We start from the raw sequence: 20,083 nt of genomic DNA, 5'->3' as shown, positions 1-20,083 counted from the left end.
ACAATTATACGGACTTTATCAAATATTATAAAGTACTAGGTAAAAGGTTATTATGATAACTCTTAACATTAATAATAAATCACAGAAACTTTATCTTTTGATTTAATTGTTTTATAATTCTTATTAAGAAGATTTAAAATACAAAATATTCACAATTAAATTTATTTGTTCAAACCAATTTTCGTTTTAGTTGTATAAATTAAAGATTGAGTCAGTATTAAAAATATAAGGTGGAGAAAAGATGATTCATTCAAAAAAGTTGAAATTGTGTCTATGTTTAATAATACTATTTGTTTTTATAGGGGGGTGCGGAATGAAACAAGAAGAAAGTAGTAAGGATAAACAAATTAAAGAAAACTTCAACAAAACGTTGAGTTTGTATCCAACCAAAAATATTGAAGACTTTTATGATAAAGAAGGGTTTCGAGATCAAGAGTTTGAAAAGGGGGATAAAGGGACTTGGATAATTCACTCTAAAATGACAATAGAAACAAATGGAAAGAATATGGAATCGAGAGGCTTGATTCTGTATGTAGACCGCAATACCAGAACGACAAAAGGTGAATTTATTGTGAGAGAATTATGGGAAGATAAAAAAGGGTACTCACGTAGTAAAGAAAAAGAATATCCAGTAAAAATGGAACATAATAAAATTATCCCAACCAAACCGATAGCTGATGATAAATTAAGAAAAGAAATTGAAAACTTTAAGTTTTTTGTACAATACGGTGACTTTAAAGATATTAATGATTATAAAGATGGTGACATTTCATATAATCCAAATGTACCTAGTTATTCGGCAGAATATCAATTGAGTAACAATGACTATAATGTTAAGCAACTTAGAAAGAGGTATGATATACCTACTAAGAAAGCTCCGAAATTAATAATAAAAGGCGATGGTGATTTAAAAGGATCATCTATAGGACATAAAAATTTAGAGTTTTCTTTTGTGACAAGTAAAGAAGAAAATGTTTACTTTACGGATAGTATTAATTTCAAACCGACAGAGCGTGATAAATAATGGTGAAAAAGGATTATGAAATTCAACATGGTAATATAACAAGTAATTCCGAAGAAACTAGTGCGATATCTAAAATCAGCTATGAAATTGAAAATGCGAACAATAATGGATTGACTGATAGAAGAATTAATGATCAATTTCAAGACTTAAAAAAACATGATAGTTTTCCTAAAAACTTGACATACTTAAAAAGTTTTACTGACCCAAACACTGGTACGACTACGACGGCTTTTAAAAATGAAGACACTGGCAAAGTGACTTTAGGTATGACAGGTACAAATGTACATCTTGAAGCTATGGGAAATGTTTTGGAACATCCATTTAATCACTCCGATCAAGACGAGAAAGATGCGGACGAAACATTGAAAGATTTCAGGGCCGATGTCAATATTGGTCTAGGTACTGTAACGGATAAAGATCCACATTTTAAAGATACTCAAGACTTTATTAAAGATATCAAAAAAGAATATGAAATTGACACAATAACTGGGCACTCACTTGGCGGTAGGGATGCAGTTATTTTAGGAGTTAGTAACGATATCAAAAATATTGTTGTATATAATCCGGCGCCATTATCAATTAGAGATTTTCGTATATTTGCTGTGGAAAATATGCCGGCAAGTGCAATCGGAGATATAGAAATTGAGAAAATGTTAAAAAATTATAATGGACATATAGTAAGGTTTGTTTCTGACAAAGATGAGTTAGATGGTTTTGTTAGTCAGTTTATGTATGATACAGCTGGTGAGAAAATAGTTTTGAACAATGGGGAAGGCCATGATATGGAAGCCTTTTTAAGGAAATATGCACAAGCTAAAATTTTAGCAGAATTGAGAAAAGTTAAAGGATACGAAGACGCAAATAATAAGGCATTTAAATCATTAAAAGAAAATACTAAATCAAAATTAGGGAGAGTTGAAGAACTTAGAGCGAATTGGCTTCAAGCAAATGGTGGTGCATTATCCTCATCTCAACAAAAATTGTTGGAATCAGTTTCTGCATTAATAATAACAGAGGGATTAAGTCAATTAGTTAAAGAGGAAAGTAGCCAACTGGAGAAGATGTACGATAATATGAAAGACAAATTTCAAGAGAATTGGAAGAATTCCCAAGAAGCTGGAAATAAAATAGGGACAAAACTTTCGCATGATGAAGTACTAACAGCATTAAGAAATGGTGATGCGTATGAAAGCAAGTTTGAGACTGATCCTGAAACTAAAATCAAACAAAAGTTAAAAGAATTGAATGATATAAATAGTGATTGTCACAACTACGTCTCTAAAATTAAAGATAGTGTAAATGCAATTGTAGGTAATGACCAATTATTAGCGAGTCAGATAGCAGGTGTAATATAATGTTTACTGAATATAAGAAAATAAGTGATTTGGAAACTGCATATGATGAAGAAAGAAGAAAATTGAACGATAAATTAGAGCAACTTCAGGAAATTAAGCATCAGATAAAGTTGGATTGTGAATATTCATACGATTGCTTTTTATATCTGAAAAACAAAATGGATTATAGTCAAGAATCAAACGTTAAAATGACGCATATTATAAACGAGTTTAATGATGAAATGACACAGCGAATTAAAAATGAAGAGATGAAAATAGAACGTTCTAAAGATGAACTTAAAAGTGAATATTTAAAAGAAATTGAAAAAATGGGAGGTAGAGAGTAAAGATGTGGTATGACTCAGTTGTTGAAAGGATACCAAGCGTTCCGAGTATTAATGCTGTTTTGCAAATGAGACAGATAACTGCAGTTATTGCGCCCGAGCATAACAGAATTCACCATGACCATAAAAATAAATTGAAAAATGATGAAGAGCTTTTAATAAATCAAATGAGTAGCCATTTCAAAAAATTTAAAGGTGAATTTGATAATGTAGCTCAAGGAGATTGGGTTAAAAAGGCGAAGAATGAACTGGATGATATTAGTAAGAAATTAAAAAATATTCAAAGAACGGAAGTTTAATATTCTAGCCGATTCCTGAAACTAAGACAGCGTGTGTTCATTCATGCCATTATCAATATAATCACCACAACAAAAAAGCTTCTAATGTGATACAGGAACCTCATATTCCGTATCATGTTAGAAGCTTTTAATGTCTAAAGAACATCTACATTTTATCATATTTTCTGACTTATTAAACTTTTATATAATTAACTATTTCTTAATTTTCCAAAATAGTGATAAATTTGTGAAATACATCACAAACCCCTTTATTTATTTGGAAATTCATGTAATATTAGTCTTGTAAGAAGTTAATAAATAGAGAGAGACGAGAGAGTTTATATAAATAATATATAAACATTGGAGTGATGATTATGAGAAAAGAGATTGAAGCGCTTATTTTCTCAGACGTAAGTAGCTATGATATTTACGTGAACACTGGTGTAAATCAAGGATTAATTGGTGACATCAAAGATGGTTACCTAACTATTGATTCTATGCCTTACATTGATGCTGAGCGTTTATATCACTTTGCTATGGAACGTAAATCGTTAGTCACTAACTAGTTCTTATTGCCAATGATTACTACCCCTAGTCGGCGGCAATTGAAGTGTGATTGATGTAACTTGCCCTCGTTGGTGAGCAATTGAGGGCAGACCCCTTTAATTAAGTAAACCCTAACTCCCCACAAATCTGGAACGATACTAAAAGCCACGTCCTATATTGGATGTGGCTTTAGTCATGTCTATATTGAATTTTAGTATGATTACCTACAAGATTATATATAAAACTGTATCATGTCCTCGATATATAAACGAAATGATATTAGAATCCTTCATTTTCAACTTGTTTGAAATTACGTTTAATGCCATTGTAAGAATACACAACATTATACAGTTTTACTTGGGCATCATGTGCACTTGAGAAGGGCATTCTTACATCATCTAATTTTTTGACTTCGTGTCGAAATGCTTTCTCGGCTTTTTGTCTTTCTGCAAGCGACATACTTAGCCATTCTTCTTTGCTAAATAAATCCTCGAATCTAAAATCAAATGCAGTTCTTTTTCTTTCTGCTCTCAGTGCTAACACACGCTCATGATATGTCACAATAACTCCCCCTTTTCTAACAGCCTTGCCATTGTTTACTAATACTTATAACTTTAGTACTAACTTTCGACTTTTACAATAAAGAAGTGACAATTTTTCAACATTTTTAAAAATAAAAAATATGAACAACGATCATTTGTATATTTCGAATAACTAAAAATTGTACTTTATCAGTGTAAATAAATCGATTTAGTATAACCAGCATATGAATTGTGATACGCTTTTTAAAAGTATAAATAGTAATATGTACTTATGATTTACCCTGAAAAAATAAAAAAGAATCAAAGGAGTCGATCATTATGACAGTATTAACAGATAAAGTAGCAGTAGTTACAGGTGCAGGTAGTGGTATTGGAGAAGCAATTGCAACATTACTACATGAAGAAGGTGTGAAAGTCATCTTAGCCGGTAGAAATAAAGATAAACTACAAAATGTGGCGAATCAATTAGCTCAAGATAGTGTGAAGGTAGTGCCAACAGATGTAACGAAAAAAGAAGAAGTCGATGAATTGATAAAAATTGCACAACAAACATTCGGTGGTTTGGATATTGTTATCAATAGTGCGGGGCAAATGTTGTCGTCTAAGATTACTGATTATCAAGTAGATGAATGGGATAGTATGATTGATGTGAATATCAAAGGCACTTTATACACGGCACAGGCTGCATTACCAACTATGTTAGAACAATCAAGTGGCCATCTTATTAACATTGCATCTATTTCTGGCTTTGAAGTAACGAAAAGCAGTACGATTTATAGTGCGACGAAAGCAGCAGTTCACACTATTACTCAAGGATTAGAAAAAGAGTTGGCAAAGACAGGTGTTAAAGTAACAAGCATTTCTCCAGGAATGGTAGATACAGCAATAACTGCCGCATACAATCCAACAGATCGTAAAAAACTTGAACCACAAGATATTGCAGAAGCAGTATTATATGCATTAACACAACCAAAGCACGTTAACGTGAATGAAATTACAGTGCGTCCTGTATAAAAAGGTATTTGAGGTGTGGGAGATAGGCATTAATGTAATAGCTATCGGTTTTGTTAATATTAGTAAGGCAATAATGATATAAAAGCATGATAGGCAATTATTCCTTGCACAATTCTCAGTAACTGGTGATTTTAACAATCGAGTGAGTGAAGGCGACGATATTAGTGTTATGATTTATAATCTATAATGTTCATAATTACAGAACTATAAAAACTTTTTCATTTTCCACCACATTTTAGGAGTTGCTTTAATGACCAAAAAACATGTATTTATAATTATTGGTGTTATTTTATGTATATGTATAGTTGCTACAGTCATTTATTTAAAAGTGAAATATGACGAAAAAGAAAAACAAAAAGCACTTTACTACAAAGAACAACAGGAGCGTATTACACTCTATCTCAAGCATAATACCAAAGAACCCAATACCATCAAAACTGTGCATTTCACAAGTTTAAAGACAGGACCTATGGGCGATGCAGTAATTGAAGGTTACATCAATGAAAACAAAAAAGCTGATTTTGTTGCATATGGGTCTCCAGAACATAATTATCAATTTGGTGGAGATATGATAGAAAGTGAAAAATTAAGTGAATTACTAAAACCAGCAAATCAATTAAAATCACCTGACGAAATCAAAGAAGAATTAGATAAAAAAGAAGGCCACTAGGGTCTTCTTTATTTTTGATTTAATCTTCCAATAATCTATTTCATTGCTATCGAAGGTGTTTCGCAATTAATATAAATCACTTCATCATCACCAATACTTCGCCAGTTTTTTTACAGTACATTAACACAAGTGAACTCCATTAATGTAAATGAAATAATAGTTTGGCCATTATAAAAACATTATATACCGAATAACAATGGCGATGACGTGATTTATTGACATTATCAAATTTTCTCAAATGTGTGTGATTTTTTATAAAAAAGGGTAGAGCAAGGTATAATATCCTTTCAATCTGTTTTCATATTTTATATATTTTTTAAATATAAGCGCTAAATGTTTTAACTAAAGCATAGATTGACAAGATGTTATACAGAATTTCAAATTCTATCAAATATTGTTCGAAGTGTAGTATCACTGGATTGGTATTAAACAATGTAAAGAAGGAGAGATTGCAAATGCCGTATAATTACAAGAAACAAAATGGAGAGTTAATGTCTGTAATGAGCCAAGGTGAAAAGTTTATTCATCAATCACCCGTTAATGATGAACTTAGTGCATTGATTAAGTTATTAATTTCTAAAATTAACGGTTGTCATTATTGTGTTGATATCCATAAAAAAGAATTAAAGGAATTGGGTGTAACGCAAATGAAAATTGATGAAGTCTTGAGTTTTAGACATTTAGATTTATTTACTGATCAAGAAAAAGTGACGCTTGAATTTGCAGAAATGTTAAATTCAATCAAAGACTTTAAGAAGTTTGAAATTATTGACCGGCTAAAATCATTTTATGATGAAGAACAAATTATTGATCTTGTCTTTGTTGTAAACCAAATTAACGGTTGGAACAGACTAAATATTATTAGTGATAAACTATAATTGTTCATATAAATACAGAGTTTCATCTCGAACGCTATATCATAACAAATCATGCCACTATACAGGTCAAATCTTGTATAGTGGCATTTTAATTTATCCCCTTGAGTGCTGTTATTTAACGAATATCGGTCCACCTGGTCCAACAGGGATACCTAATAAGAACCAAATAATGACAAATACTGTCCACACAATACTTAGCGCGATTGAATACGGCATTAAACTAGAAAGTAAGGCTCCGAGTTTCATGCGTTTATCGTATTTTTGTGCATAAGTTAATAGTAAAGGTAAGTACGGCATCATCGGTGTAATTGGATTGGTAATTGAATCTCCTACACGGTAAATGACTTGTGTGAATGCGGGATGAAAGCCGATAAGGATTAACATTGGTACGAATATCGGTCCTAAAATACCCCATTTAGCCGATGCGCTTCCGATTAACATGTTGACCATTGCACTCAGTACAATAATACCTAGTATCAATACAATACCGTTTTGATGTTCTAATAATTTGGCACCTTTAACAGCAGCGATAATTCCTAAATTACTCCACTTTAAATATGCAAGTAGCTGTGCTGCAAAAAACACAATAACGATAAATGTTCCCATTGATCCTACAGCATCGCCGAACATTTTACCTAAGTCTTTTGTATTTTTAATTTCTTTGCTTAAAATCCCATAAACTAATCCAGGTACTAAAAATACGACAAGAATAATTAATCCGACACCGTTAATTAATGGCGCATCGTCTAGTAAGCTACCTGTTTTAGCATTTCTTAAAAAGCTATGTTCAGGAATGGCTGTAATAATTAATAAAATAATTGTGACTATGAAACTGATATTTGCCCATTTTAAAGCATGTGCTTCTTTGTCAGTAATATGTGAAGACGTTTCTTCATGATCATCATGCATTAAACGATCATCATATTGACCTAACCTAGGAATAATTAGTTTAGTTGTAACTAGCAATATCGTAGGAAGTAATACAACGACACTCGCTGCGATAAAGTACCAGTTCATAGCAACGTTTGTTTTAATAGAATCTGAAACGATACGTGTTGCTGGTTCTGTAAATGAATAGACCAAAGCATCTTGCATACCAACAACTATATTTGCGGCAAAGCCACCTACAGCGGAAGCATATGCCATCGTTAGTCCAGCGATAGGGTGATAGCCAATTTTAATAAAAAGCATCGTTGCGAGTGGCGGCAAGATAATTGTAGCGGCATCGCCGGCTGTACTACCTAAAATACCAATTAATATAATAGTCGGTAAAATTAAGAAACGTGGTGCGCGATTCACAACAGAAATCATTAACTTGTCGAAGTATCCTGTTTTCTCTGCAACACCAATACCAATCATCACTGCTAGTACTAAGCCTAATGCTGGGAACTCTGAGAAATTTTTAATCGTATCATTCATTATCATCGTAAATCCATCATGGCTAATTATATTTTTAATATAAATGGTTTGATGCGTACCTGGATGCTTAACAGATACATTAAATAATGAGATAACCCACGTCATAATGGCTAAGCCCACACACATTAAAAAGAATAAAACGCTAGGATCTGGCAATTTATTTCCAATTTTTTCAACACTATTCAAGAAACGATTGACGATAGACCCCTTTTGTTGATGTTTTGATGTCATCAATGATTCCCCCCCTTTGTTAAATATTTAAAGTGTAACAAAAAATACTCTCAAAAGTAACAATTTTCAGAAAATGAAAAATCTAATATTGTTAAATATTTTGAGTTATTCAATAGAAATTGTATAGCAGAGAGTAGCTAAGACTGCCTGGAGACTTATCTATTAGGTTTATGAAGCATTGAACAGTGGAAAATAAGGACTGTAAGTTTAAGATATGTTGTATAGGAGTGACTGAATGAAACGTTTGGAAAATAAAGTTGCAGTCGTAACAGGAGCAAGTACAGGTATCGGACAAGCTTCTGCAATCGCTTTAGCTCAAGAAGGTGCGTATGTATTGGCGGTAGACATAGCTGAAGTGGTATCGGAGACTGTCGATAAAATTAAAAGTAATGGTGACAAAGCAAAGGCTTATATTGTGGATATTGCAAGCGAACAACAAATTGACAATTTTGCATCAGAAATTAGAGAACAGTTTGGGCATGTTGATGTGTTATTTAATAATGCCGGTGTGGATAATGCGGCTGGTAGAATTCATGAGTATCCAACAGATGTATATGACAAGATTATGAATGTAGATATGCGTGGAACATTTTTGATGACGAAAATGATGTTACCTTTAATGATGACTAAAGGTGGCTCTATTGTTAACACAGCTTCATTTTCAGGACAGGCAGCAGATTTGTATCGCTCAGGATATAATGCTGCGAAAGGGGCAGTGATTAATTTTACTAAATCCATTGCAATCGAATATGGTAGAGATGGCATTCGAGCTAATGCAATTGCACCAGGTACGATTGAAACCCCGTTAGTAGATAAACTGACAGGTACTTGTGAAGATAAGGAAGGCAAAGCATTCAGAGAAAATCAGAAATGGATGACACCGCTGGGGCGTTTAGGTAAACCAGAAGAAGTGGGCAAACTCGTTGTCTTTTTAGCATCTGATGAGAGTTCATTTATTACTGGTGAAACAATTCGCATTGATGGCGGTGTTATGGCTTACACATGGCCTGGCGAGATGTTGAGTGATGATTCGTGGAAGCGGACATTAGAATAATTGTTTTAAAATCGATATCCAGTGGAAAATAATTTGGCATGAAGTAGGCAATGTATGCATATTGTCGCAATGACAGACATATGAAGCGGAGATTAATTAATCTTTGAAAATCACATATTGTTCATTTGAAGTGTATTGATTAAGGCTAGTTTTAACGTATTGTAGGTCGTGCATCTAATTTATCAGAATCTCGAGTTCAAACTTTTGGAGTATCTTTAAAATAAGTTGTATTTTGTCTATTCTAATAAATTAAGGAGAATTTTATGTTAAAAGAAAAAGAAAGTTTTAGATTGCTATATCAAGCTATAAGAGAGATTGCAGATAAAATTGGAGATAATCAGTTAGAAACTAATTCCGTTAGTTTATTATTATTGGACTTTGATTTTGAACATGAAGTATTTGATGAATTGCATCTTGCGATTTTAAAATATTTAAATACAGTAAGTATAGAGAACATAAGTCATAGCGAGCTTTTGAATTTAATAGGAAATACGATTCCAGAAGATCGAGAGATTAACACGTTTGTAAAAAATAAAATAATAATTGGCTTTGCTAATAATTATTTCCCTGAATTACAAGTATTAGCAAACGAAATAAAATCTGATATGGCTAGTTCATTAAAATAATGATATTTTTATTTGAATTTTTAAAGCTTTGTACGAAATTGTACAAAGCTTTTTTGGTGCGCATTGCATGGGGAGCAACTTGACGATGAAAATCCGTTACAGGATTGGTAATAGGAAATGTTAGCGAAAGACAAGGATATCCATTGTAGATTAACAAAAGGAAATTTCCACTAGTGTGGGTTATTCTCACTAAACCAATACGCAGAGACAACTAACATAAAATTTTGAACTGACGAGGACGGAATTTCTACTCAATTATTGATAAAAATTTTCAAAAAGACTTGAATGTGCTGAGAATACGAAGTTTATGGAGGGATTCACAAAATATAAATGTGCTTTCATTTACAACCTTTATTGACAATGATTCTCAACTAATATAGTATATAATCAAATCGTAATAGTTACGATTTGTTTTCTGCAACTTTTTTGAAGTTTTAGTTGAGGTGAAAACAGTAAAAGCATCTAAGTGAATGTAGTTAACGGACAACTGCATTCGCTTGTAGAGCCACAAGAAGCAACTTTAAATAAGGTTTACGGTTGCATGTTGATGCAACAACCGATTACTAAGTCATGCTTTCCACTTTGCGGGTTAGCATGACTTACCTAATAGATGGGAAACTATTAGGTTCATCTTCTAAAAAATTACAGGTATAGAGGAATACAGTTGCTTGCTTCGCAACAACTGTATAAGAGCCTCTAGTAATTAAAATTACAGGTATAGAGGAATACAGTTGTTTGCTTCGCAACAACTGCATAAGAGCCTCTAGTAATTAAAATTACAGAGGCTCTAAAAAATACATCTAAAGGAGTGTCGTATGAATCGGCAGGTTATAGAATTTTCTAAGTATAATCCTTCGGGGAATATGACGATACTTGTTCATTCAAAACATGATGCTAGTGAATATGCATCTATCGCCAATCAGTTGATGGCCGCAACACATGTATGTTGTGAACAGGTAGGCTTTATAGAATCAACACAAAATGATGATGGCAATGATTTTCACTTAGTTATGAGCGGTAATGAATTTTGCGGTAATGCGACGATGTCATATATACATCATTTGCAGGAAAGTCATTTGCTTAAAGACCAACAGTTTAAGGTGAAGGTATCTGGCTGTTCGGATTTAGTGCAATGCGCAATTCATGATTGCCAATACTATGAAGTTCAAATGCCACAAGCCCATCGTGTTGTGCCAACAACAATTAATATGGGTAATCATTCATGGAAAGCAATAGAAATTATTTATGAAACATATGTACATTATGTGATTCCAGTTAATCAAGTAACAACAGAAATTCAACATTTGGTTGAAACATATGTGCGTGAGCAACAATGGAATCACAAATATAAAACAGTAGGTATGATGCTTTTTGATGAACAACGTCAATTTTTACAGCCATTAATCTATATACCAGAAATACAAAGTTTAATTTGGGAAAATAGCTGTGGTTCTGGTACAGCATCAATTGGGGTTTTTAATAATTATCAACGTAATGACGCATGCAAAGATTTTACAGTACATCAGCCAGGGGGCAGTATTTTAGTGACATCAAAGCGATGTCATCAATTGGGATATCAAACTTCAATTAAAGGACAGGTTACAACTGTAGCTACAGGAAAAGCATATATAGAATAAGGAGCCTACAATGAATAACTTTAATAATGAAATCAAATTGATATTACAACAATATTTAGAAAAGTTTGAAGCGCATTACGAGCGTGTATTACAAGACAATCAATATATCGAAGCATTAGAAACATTGATGGATGACTATAGTGAATTTATTTTAAATCCTATTTATGAACAACAATTTAATGCTTGGCGTGACGTTGAAGAAAAAGCACAATTAATAAAATCACTGCAATATATTACAGCGCAGTGTGTTAAACAAGTGGAAGTCATTAGAGCTAGACGTCTATTAGACGGACAGGCGTCTACCACAGGTTACTTTGACAATATAGAACATTGTATTGATGAAGAGTTTGGACAATGTAGTATAGCTAGCAATGACAAATTATTGTTAGTTGGTTCAGGTGCATATCCAATGACGTTAATTCAAGTAGCAAAAGAAACAGGTGCTTCAGTTATCGGTATTGATATTGATCCACAAGCCGTTGACCTAGGACGCAGAATCGTTAACGTCTTAGCACCAAATGAAGATATAACAATTACGGATCAAAAGGTATCTGAACTTAAAGATATCAAAGATGTGACGCATATCATATTCAGCTCGACAATTCCTTTAAAGTACAGCATTTTAGAAGAATTATATGATTTAACAAATGAAAATGTCGTAGTTGCAATGCGCTTTGGTGATGGCATCAAAGCAATATTTAATTATCCGTCACAAGAAACAGCGGAAGATAAGTGGCAATGTGTGAATAAACATATGAGACCACAGCAAATTTTTGATATAGCACTTTATAAAAAAGCAGCTATAAAGGTAGGTATTACGGATGTCTAAATTATTAATGATAGGCACTGGTCCGGTCGCAATCCAATTAGCGAATATTTGCTATTTAAAATCAGATTATGAGATTGATATGGTTGGACGTGCCTCAACATCAGAAAAATCAAAACGCTTATATCAAGCGTATAAAAAAGAGAAACAATTTGAAGTCAAAATACAAAACGAGGCGCATCAACATCTGGAAGGTAAGTTTGAAATTAATCGTTTGTATAAAGACGTTAAAAACGTTAAGGGTGAATACGAAACGGTTGTCATGGCATGCACAGCAGATGCTTATTATGACACACTACAGCAATTGTCGTTAGAAACTTTGCAAAGTGTCAAACATGTCATTTTAATTTCACCGACATTTGGATCGCAAATGATTGTGGAACAATTTATGTCTAAGTTCAGTCAGGATATCGAAGTGATTTCATTTTCAACTTATCTTGGCGATACACGTATTGTTGATAAAGAAGCACCTAATCATGTGTTGACAACAGGTGTAAAAAAGAAATTGTACATGGGATCGACACATTCAAACTCAACAATGTGTCAACGAATCTCTGCTTTAGCTGAGCAATTGAAGATTCAATTAGAAGTCGTTGAATCGCCACTGCATGCTGAAACACGTAACAGTTCGCTTTATGTGCACCCGCCACTATTTATGAATGACTTTTCATTGAAAGCCATTTTCGAAGGAACGGATGTATCGGTTTATGTGTATAAGTTATTTCCTGAAGGACCGATAACGATGACATTAATCCGTGAAATGCGTTTAATGTGGAAGGAAATGATGGCTATTTTACAAGTATTTAGAGTGCCGTCAGTCAACCTGCTTCAATTTATGGTGAAGGAAAATTATCCAGTACGTCCTGAAACTTTGGATGAAGGTGATATTGAGCATTTCGAAATCTTGCCAGATATCTTACAAGAATATCTGCTTTATGTAAGATATTCCGCAATCCTCATTGATCCATTTTCACAGCCAGACGAAAACGGACATTACTTTGATTTTTCAGCTGTACCATTTAAGCAAGTCTATAAAAATGAACAGGATGTTGTTCAAATTCCAAGAATGCCAAGTGAGGATTATTACAGAACAGCGATGATTCAGCATATTGGGAAAATGCTAGGTATCCAAACGCCAATGATTGATCAGTTCCTAGCTCGCTATGAAGCAAGTTGCCAGGCGTACAAGGATATGCATCAAGATCAACACTTATCTTCTCAATTTAATACAAATTTATTTGAAGAAGATAAAGCACTCGTCACAAAATTTTTGGAAATCAATAGAACGCTTTCATAATAAGGGTTTGAAGTTTTATAATAGAAAAAAATTATTGAATTATGTTTGACATTTACATAAAAATAAGCAAATAATTGAGAAAAATAATCATTACGATTTGATTAAGTAATGCAACTTATCAATTTAGAAAGAGGAAAAGCAAATGAGAAAACTAACTAAAATGAGTGCAATGTTACTTGCATCAGGGCTAATTTTAACTGGTTGTGGCGGTAATAAAGGTTTAGAGGAGAAAAAAGAAAACAAGCAATTAACGTATACGACGGTTAAAGATATCGGGGATATGAACCCGCATGTTTACGGTGGATCGATGTCTGCTGAAAGTATGATATACGAGCCGCTTGTACGTAACACGAAAGATGGGATTAAGCCTTTACTAGCTAAAAAATGGGAAGTGTCTGAAGATGGGAAGACATACACGTTCCATTTGAGAGATGACGTTAAATTCCATGATGGTACGCCATTTGATGCTGACGCAGTTAAGAAAAATATTGACGCAGTTCAAGAAAGCAAAAAATTGCATTCTTGGTTAAAGATTTCAACATTAATTGACAATGTTAAAGTTAAAGATAAGTACACGGTTGAATTGAATTTGAAAGAAGCATATCAACCTGCATTGGCTGAATTAGCGATGCCTCGTCCATATGTATTTGTGTCTCCAAAAGACTTTAAAAACGGCACAACAAAAGATGGCGTTAAAAAGTTCGATGGTACTGGTCCATTTAAATTAGGTGAACACAAAAAAGATGAGTCTGCAGACTTTAACAAAAATGATCAATACTGGGGCGAAAAGTCTAAACTTAACAAAGTACAAGCAAAAGTAATGCCTGCTGGTGAAACAGCATTCCTATCAATGAAAAAAGGTGAAACGAACTTTGCCTTCACAGATGATAGAGGTACAGATAGCTTAGACAAAGACTCTTTAAAACAATTGAAAGATACTGGTGACTATCAAGTTAAGCGTAGTCAACCTATGAATACGAAAATGTTAGTTGTCAATTCTGGTAAAAAAGATAACGCTGTCAGTGACAAAACAGTCAGACAAGCGATTGGTCATATGGTAAACAGAGATAAAATTGCCAAAGAAATTTTAGATGGTCAAGAAAAACCAGCAACTCAATTATTTGCGAAAAATGTAACAGACATTAATTTTGATATGCCAACACGTAAGTATGACCTTAAAAAAGCAGAATCATTATTAGATGAAGCTGGTTGGAAGAAAGGTAAAGACAGCGATGTTCGTCAAAAAGATGGTAAAAACCTTGAAATGGCAATGTACTATGACAAAGGTTCTTCAAGTCAAAAAGAACAAGCAGAATACTTACAAGCAGAATTTAAGAAAATGGGTATTAAGTTAAACATCAATGGCGAAACATCAGATAAAATTGCTGAACGTCGTACTTCTGGTGATTATGACTTAATGTTCAACCAAACTTGGGGATTATTGTACGATCCACAAAGTACTATTGCAGCATTTAAAGCGAAAAATGGTTATGAAAGTGCAACATCAGGCATTGAGAATAAAGATAAAATATACAACAGCATTGATGACGCATTTAAAATCCAAAACGGTAAAGAGCGTTCAGACGCTTATAAAAACATTTTGAAACAAGTTGATGATGAAGGTATCTTTATCCCTATTTCACACGGTAGTATGACAGTTGTTGCGCCGAAAGATTTAGAAAAAGTATCATTCACACAATCACAGTACGAATTACCATTCAATGAAATGCAGTATAAATAAAGGAGCGTTTAGATGTTCAAATTTATCTTAAAACGTATTGCGCTCATGTTTCCATTGATGATTGTAGTAAGTTTTATGACATTTCTATTGACGTATATTACAAATGAAAATCCAGCTGTGACAATTTTACATGCACAAGGAACGCCAAATGTAACACCAGAGTTGATTGCAGAAACGAATGAGAAGTACGGTTTCAATGATCCATTATTAATTCAATATAAAAATTGGTTACTTGAAGCGATGCAATTTAATTTTGGTACAAGCTACATTACAGGTGATCCTGTTGCTGAACGCATTGGTCCAGCATTTATGAATACATTGAAATTAACAATAATTTCAAGTGTTATGGTGATGATTACATCAATTATTTTAGGTGTAGTTAGTGCATTAAAAAGAGGAAAGTTCACTGATCGTGCGATACGTTCAGTGGCTTTCTTTCTAACTGCATTACCATCATATTGGATAGCTTCAATACTTATTATTTACGTTTCAGTGAAGTTAAACATATTGCCGACTTCTGGATTAACAGGTCCAGAAAGTTACATATTGCCAGTGATCGTTATTACGATTGCCTATGCTGGTATTTACTTTAGAAATGTTAGACGCTCGATGGTGGAACAATTAAATGAAGATTATGTACTTTATTTAAGAGCAAGCGGTGTGAAATCTATCACATTAATGTTGCATGTGTTGCGTAATGCTTTACAAGTTGCGGTATCAATCTTTTGTATGTCTATACCAATGATAATGGGTGGACTAGTTGTTATCGAGTATATCTTTGCATGGCCTGGACTAGGTCAATTAAGTTTAAAAGCAATACTTGAACATGATTTTCCAGTCATTCAAGCATATGTATTAATTGTAGCGGTATTATTTATTGTATTTAATACATTAGCAGATATCATTAATGCGCTATTAAATCCAAGATTAAGGGAGGGCGCACGATGATAATTTTAAAACGATTATTACAAGATAAAGGTGCAGTGATTGCTTTAGGCATTATTGTATTATATGTCTTTTTAGGATTAGCAGCACCACTTGTGACATTTTATGATCCTAACCATATCGATACAGCAAACAAATTTGCTGGCATGAGTTTTCAACATCTACTAGGTACTGACCATTTAGGTAGAGATATTTTAACTAGGTTAATTTATGCGATTAGACCAAGTTTGTTATATGTCTTTGTTGCGCTATTTGTTTCTGTACTTATTGGATCTATTTTAGGATTCTTATCAGGATATTTCCAAGGGTTTGTTGACGCCTTAATCATGCGTGCGTGTGATGTTATGTTGGCATTCCCAAGTTATGTTGTAACGTTAGCATTAATTGCATTGTTTGGTATGGGTGCCGAAAATATTATCATGGCATTTATTTTGACGCGTTGGGCATGGTTCTGTCGTGTTATACGTACAAGTGTTATGCAGTACACTGCTTCTGACCATGTAAGATTTGCTAAAACAATCGGTATGAATGATATGAAAATTATTCACAAACATATTATGCCGTTAACATTAGCAGATATTGCTATCATCTCTAGTAGTTCGATGTGTTCAATGATCTTGCAAATATCTGGCTTTTCATTTTTAGGATTAGGTGTCAAAGCGCCTACTGCAGAGTGGGGCATGATGCTTAACGAAGCTAGAAAAGTGATGTTTACACATCCTGAAATGATGTTTGCGCCAGGTATTGCCATAGTGATTATAGTGATGGCATTTAACTTCTTATCCGATGCTTTACAAATTGCTATTGATCCTCGCATCTCTTCTAAAGATAAACTTCGTTCTGTGAAAAAAGGAGTGGTGCAATCATGACATTGTTAACAGTTAAGCATTTGACGATTACAGATACCTGGACAGATCAACCACTCGTGAGTGATGTGAATTTTACATTAACTAAGGGTGAAACTTTAGGCGTTATTGGAGAAAGTGGTAGCGGTAAATCAATTACATGCAAATCGATTGTAGGTTTAAATCCAGAACGATTACGCGTAACAGGTGATATAACCTTTGATGGTAAGCCAATGTTGTCGTTATCGGAAGCACAATTGAAAAAATACCGTGGTAAAGATATTGCGATGGTCATGCAACAAGGTAGTCGTGCCTTTGACCCATCAACTACTGTCGGTAAACAAATGTTTGAGACTATGAAAGTACATACGTCAATGTCTACACAAGAAATTGAAAAGACATTGATTGAATATATGGATTATTTAAGTTTGAAAGATCCTAAACGTATATTAAAATCATACCCTTACATGTTATCAGGAGGAATGTTACAGCGATTGATGATTGCTTTAGCGTTAGCTTTGAAACCAAAGTTAATCATTGCTGATGAGCCGACAACGGCTTTAGATACAATTACACAATATGATGTACTGGAAGCATTTATAGATATTAAAAAACACTTTGACTGTGCGATGATTTTCATTTCACATGATTTAACGGTTATTAACAAGATTGCAGACCGTGTTGTTGTGATGAAAAATGGTCAACTGATTGAGCATGGTACGCGTGAATCAGTCTTGCATCATCCAGAACATGTTTATACGAAGTATTTATTATCCACTAAGAAGAAGATTAATGATCATTTTAAACATGTGATGAGGGGTGATGTACATGATTAAAATTAAAGATGTTGAAAAGTCATATCAAAGCGCACATGTTTTTAAGCGTCGTCGAACACCTATCGTGAAAGGTGTGTCATTTGAGTGTCCAATCGGTGCGACGATTGCGATTATCGGAGAAAGTGGTAGCGGTAAATCGACGTTGAGTCGTATGATATTAGGTATTGAGAAACCAGATAAAGGTTGTGTAACCTTAAATGATCAACCGATGCATAAGAAGAAAGTGAGACGTCATCAAATTGGTGCGGTATTTCAAGATTATACGTCATCATTACACCCATTTCAGACTGTTAGAGAAATCTTATTTGAAGTGATGTGTCAATGTGATGGACAACCTAAAGATGTTATGGAAGTCCAAGCAATTATATTGTTGGAAGAAGTTGGTCTATCTAAGGCATACATGGATAAATATCCTAATATGTTATCAGGTGGAGAGGCACAGCGTGTTGCGATTGCGCGCGCAATATGTATTAACCCTAAATATATTTTGTTTGATGAAGCCATTAGTTCACTCGACATGTCAATTCAAACACAAATATTAGATTTATTGATTCATTTACGTGAAACGCGTCAGTTGAGTTATATTTTTATCACACATGATATTCAAGCTGCCACGTATTTATGTGATCAATTAATTATTTTTAAAAACGGAAAAATAGAAGAACAAATTCCGACAAGCGCATTGCATAAAAGTGACAATGCTTATACAAGAGAATTAATAGAAAAACAACTATCATTCTAAGGAGTGAGATAATGAAAGGTGCAATGGCTTGGCCCTTTTTGAGATTATATATATTAACATTGATGTTCTTTAGTGCCAATGCAATCTTAAACGTGTTTATACCTTTACGAGGGCATGATTTAGGCGCAACGAATACGGTTATCGGTATCGTTATGGGGGCATACATGTTAACAGCAATGGTATTTCGACCATGGGCAGGACAAATTATTGCTCGTGTCGGTCCCATTAAAGTATTAAGAATTATTTTGATTATCAATGCCATAGCTTTAATTATTTATGGTTTTACTGGATTAGAAGGTTATTTCGTAGCACGTGTTATGCAAGGTGTGTGTACGGCATTCTTTTCTATGTCTTTACAGTTAGGTATTATTGATGCATTACCAGAGGAACATCGTTCTGAAGGTGTATCATTGTACTCGCTATTTTCAACGATTCCAAACTTAATCGGACCATTAGTTGCCGTAGGTATTTGGAATGCAAATAATATTTCACTATTTGCAATTGTCATTATCTTTATCGCATTAACAACAACATTCTTTGGCTATCGCGTGACCTTTGCTGAACAGGAACCCGATACGTCAGATAAGATTGAAAAAATGCCGTTTAACGCTATAACTGTTTTTGCGCAATTTTTCAAAAATAAAGAGTTGTTGAATAGTGGTATTATCATGATTGTTGCATCGATTGTATTTGGTGCAGTTAGTACATTTGTACCGTTATACACAGTGAGTTTAGGATTCGCGAATGCGGGAATCTTTTTGACAATACAGGCCATCGCAGTTGTTGCGGCAAGATTTTACTTAAGGAAATACATTCCGTCAGATGGTATGTGGCATCCTAAATATATGGTATCTGTACTATCATTATTAGTAATCGCGTCATTTGTAGTGGCATTTGGTCCGCAAGTAGGTGCAATTATTTTCTATGGCAGTGCAATATTAATAGGAATGACACAAGCAATGGTGTACCCAACATTAACATCATACTTAAGTTTCGTCTTACCAAAAGTAGGTCGTAATATGTTGTTAGGTTTATTTATTGCCTGTGCAGACTTAGGTATATCGTTAGGTGGCGCATTGATGGGACCTATTTCCGATTTAGTAGGATTTAAATGGATGTATCTAATTTGTGGTATGTTAGTCATTGTAATAATGATTATGAGTTTATTGAAAAAACCAACACCACGCCCAGCAAATAGTCTTTAATGAAGTGAATTAAAGCATATTAAGTTAATGAATATTTAAATTTTAAAAG

21 protein-coding genes and 1 pseudogene are annotated in these 20,083 nt (G+C 33.6%); 19 read left to right on the top strand and 3 right to left on the bottom strand.

The genetic code is table 11. The features are described 5' to 3' along the window. Window positions 1–241 precede the first annotated feature (241 nt). The 5 genes from JV528_RS03755 to JV528_RS03735 all read left to right on the top strand — a co-directional run bounded on the left by JV528_RS03755 (window position 242) and on the right by JV528_RS03735 (window position 3,546). Window positions 242–1,024, top strand: a complete 783-nt coding sequence (locus tag JV528_RS03755; RefSeq protein WP_025174710.1) for a tandem-type lipoprotein — start codon at window positions 242–244, stop codon at window positions 1,022–1,024. Then, window positions 1,024–2,379 (top strand): hypothetical protein, encoded by a 1,356-nt coding sequence (locus JV528_RS03750; protein ID WP_000239216.1) that lies wholly within the window; start codon window positions 1,024–1,026, stop codon window positions 2,377–2,379. The genes JV528_RS03755 and JV528_RS03750 overlap by 1 nt, the downstream gene beginning before the upstream one ends. After that, a complete protein-coding gene (locus JV528_RS03745) occupies window positions 2,379–2,705 on the top strand; it encodes a hypothetical protein (RefSeq protein ID WP_000493749.1) in 327 nt (108 codons plus the stop codon). Before JV528_RS03750 ends, JV528_RS03745 begins: the two co-directional genes overlap by 1 nt. Before the next feature lie 2 nt (window positions 2,706–2,707). Further along, window positions 2,708–3,001, top strand: a complete 294-nt coding sequence (locus tag JV528_RS03740; protein ID WP_000270267.1) for a hypothetical protein — start codon at window positions 2,708–2,710, stop codon at window positions 2,999–3,001. Window positions 3,002–3,354: 353 nt separating this feature from the next. Continuing rightward, a complete protein-coding gene (locus JV528_RS03735) occupies window positions 3,355–3,546 on the top strand; it encodes a hypothetical protein (RefSeq protein ID WP_001224379.1) in 192 nt (63 codons plus the stop codon). A gap of 138 nt (window positions 3,547–3,684) precedes the next feature. Here the strand turns inward: JV528_RS03735 and JV528_RS14880 are convergent. Next, window positions 3,685–3,870: pseudogene (locus JV528_RS14880) on the bottom strand (hypothetical protein). Next, the gene (locus tag JV528_RS03730) at window positions 3,806–4,087 is read right to left on the bottom strand and encodes a single-stranded DNA-binding protein (protein WP_000220930.1); all 282 of its coding nucleotides are present in this window, start codon (window positions 4,085–4,087) and stop codon (window positions 3,806–3,808) included. Before JV528_RS03730 ends, JV528_RS14880 begins: the two are co-directional and overlap by 65 nt. Before the next feature lie 299 nt (window positions 4,088–4,386). On the opposite strand from JV528_RS03730, the gene JV528_RS03725 reads away from it, so the two are divergent. The 3 genes from JV528_RS03725 to JV528_RS03715 all read left to right on the top strand — a co-directional run bounded on the left by JV528_RS03725 (window position 4,387) and on the right by JV528_RS03715 (window position 6,630). Further along, window positions 4,387–5,082 (top strand): SDR family oxidoreductase, encoded by a 696-nt coding sequence (locus tag JV528_RS03725; RefSeq protein WP_000217469.1) that lies wholly within the window; start codon window positions 4,387–4,389, stop codon window positions 5,080–5,082. Between the two features lie 250 nt (window positions 5,083–5,332). Continuing rightward, window positions 5,333–5,752 carry a DUF1433 domain-containing protein gene (locus JV528_RS03720; protein WP_000162201.1) on the top strand — a complete coding sequence of 140 codons (420 nt, stop codon included), beginning with the start codon at window positions 5,333–5,335 and terminating at the stop codon, window positions 5,750–5,752. Between the two features lie 455 nt (window positions 5,753–6,207). Next, window positions 6,208–6,630, top strand: a complete 423-nt coding sequence (locus JV528_RS03715) for a carboxymuconolactone decarboxylase family protein (protein WP_001146762.1) — start codon at window positions 6,208–6,210, stop codon at window positions 6,628–6,630. A gap of 111 nt (window positions 6,631–6,741) precedes the next feature. On the opposite strand, the gene JV528_RS03710 is transcribed toward JV528_RS03715, so the two are convergent. After that, window positions 6,742–8,280 (bottom strand): AbgT family transporter, encoded by a 1,539-nt coding sequence (locus JV528_RS03710; RefSeq protein WP_204177302.1) that lies wholly within the window; start codon window positions 8,278–8,280, stop codon window positions 6,742–6,744. 235 nt (window positions 8,281–8,515) lie between these two features. Here JV528_RS03710 and JV528_RS03705 point away from each other — a divergent pair, with 235 nt between their 5' ends. The 11 genes from JV528_RS03705 (at window position 8,516) to cntE (ending at window position 20,034) form a co-directional block, all read left to right on the top strand. Then, complete coding sequence (locus JV528_RS03705; protein ID WP_000824955.1) at window positions 8,516–9,334, top strand: SDR family oxidoreductase; 819 nt, start codon at window positions 8,516–8,518, stop codon at window positions 9,332–9,334. A gap of 263 nt (window positions 9,335–9,597) precedes the next feature. Beyond that, window positions 9,598–9,960, top strand: a complete 363-nt coding sequence (locus tag JV528_RS03700; RefSeq protein WP_000910575.1) for a hypothetical protein — start codon at window positions 9,598–9,600, stop codon at window positions 9,958–9,960. Window positions 9,961–10,775: 815 nt separating this feature from the next. Then, window positions 10,776–11,597, top strand: coding sequence for a histidine racemase CntK (gene cntK, locus JV528_RS03695; RefSeq protein WP_001081690.1), 822 nt, complete (start codon window positions 10,776–10,778; stop codon window positions 11,595–11,597). Window positions 11,598–11,607: 10 nt separating this feature from the next. Next, a complete protein-coding gene (gene cntL / locus JV528_RS03690) occupies window positions 11,608–12,426 on the top strand; it encodes a D-histidine (S)-2-aminobutanoyltransferase CntL (RefSeq protein WP_001058854.1) in 819 nt (272 codons plus the stop codon). Then, the gene (gene cntM, locus JV528_RS03685) at window positions 12,419–13,720 is read left to right on the top strand and encodes a staphylopine biosynthesis dehydrogenase (protein ID WP_204177300.1); all 1,302 of its coding nucleotides are present in this window, start codon (window positions 12,419–12,421) and stop codon (window positions 13,718–13,720) included. Before cntL ends, cntM begins: the two co-directional genes overlap by 8 nt. A gap of 142 nt (window positions 13,721–13,862) precedes the next feature. After that, window positions 13,863–15,461, top strand: coding sequence for a staphylopine-dependent metal ABC transporter substrate-binding lipoprotein CntA (gene cntA / locus JV528_RS03680; protein ID WP_204177299.1), 1,599 nt, complete (start codon window positions 13,863–13,865; stop codon window positions 15,459–15,461). A gap of 12 nt (window positions 15,462–15,473) precedes the next feature. Further along, window positions 15,474–16,409, top strand: coding sequence for a nickel/cobalt ABC transporter permease (opp1B, locus tag JV528_RS03675; protein WP_000472235.1), 936 nt, complete (start codon window positions 15,474–15,476; stop codon window positions 16,407–16,409). Beyond that, the gene (gene cntC, locus JV528_RS03670; protein WP_000584765.1) at window positions 16,406–17,275 is read left to right on the top strand and encodes a staphylopine uptake ABC transporter permease subunit CntC; all 870 of its coding nucleotides are present in this window, start codon (window positions 16,406–16,408) and stop codon (window positions 17,273–17,275) included. Before opp1B ends, cntC begins: the two co-directional genes overlap by 4 nt. After that, window positions 17,272–18,087, top strand: coding sequence for a staphylopine uptake ABC transporter ATP-binding protein CntD (gene cntD, locus JV528_RS03665; protein WP_000173873.1), 816 nt, complete (start codon window positions 17,272–17,274; stop codon window positions 18,085–18,087). The genes cntC and cntD overlap by 4 nt, the downstream gene beginning before the upstream one ends. After that, complete coding sequence (locus JV528_RS03660) at window positions 18,080–18,829, top strand: ABC transporter ATP-binding protein (protein WP_031920616.1); 750 nt, start codon at window positions 18,080–18,082, stop codon at window positions 18,827–18,829. The genes cntD and JV528_RS03660 overlap by 8 nt, the downstream gene beginning before the upstream one ends. An 11-nt stretch (window positions 18,830–18,840) precedes the next feature. Further along, window positions 18,841–20,034, top strand: coding sequence for a staphylopine family metallophore export MFS transporter CntE (gene cntE / locus JV528_RS03655; RefSeq protein WP_000675398.1), 1,194 nt, complete (start codon window positions 18,841–18,843; stop codon window positions 20,032–20,034). Window positions 20,035–20,083: the final 49 nt, after the last annotated feature.

Source organism: Staphylococcus sp. GDB20D11A, assembly GCF_016893255.1.
In the GTDB taxonomy this organism is placed as follows: domain Bacteria; phylum Bacillota; class Bacilli; order Staphylococcales; family Staphylococcaceae; genus Staphylococcus; species Staphylococcus aureus.
The sequence above is the reverse complement of the archived record's forward strand: the minus strand, read 5'-3'. Positions and strand labels throughout refer to the sequence as shown.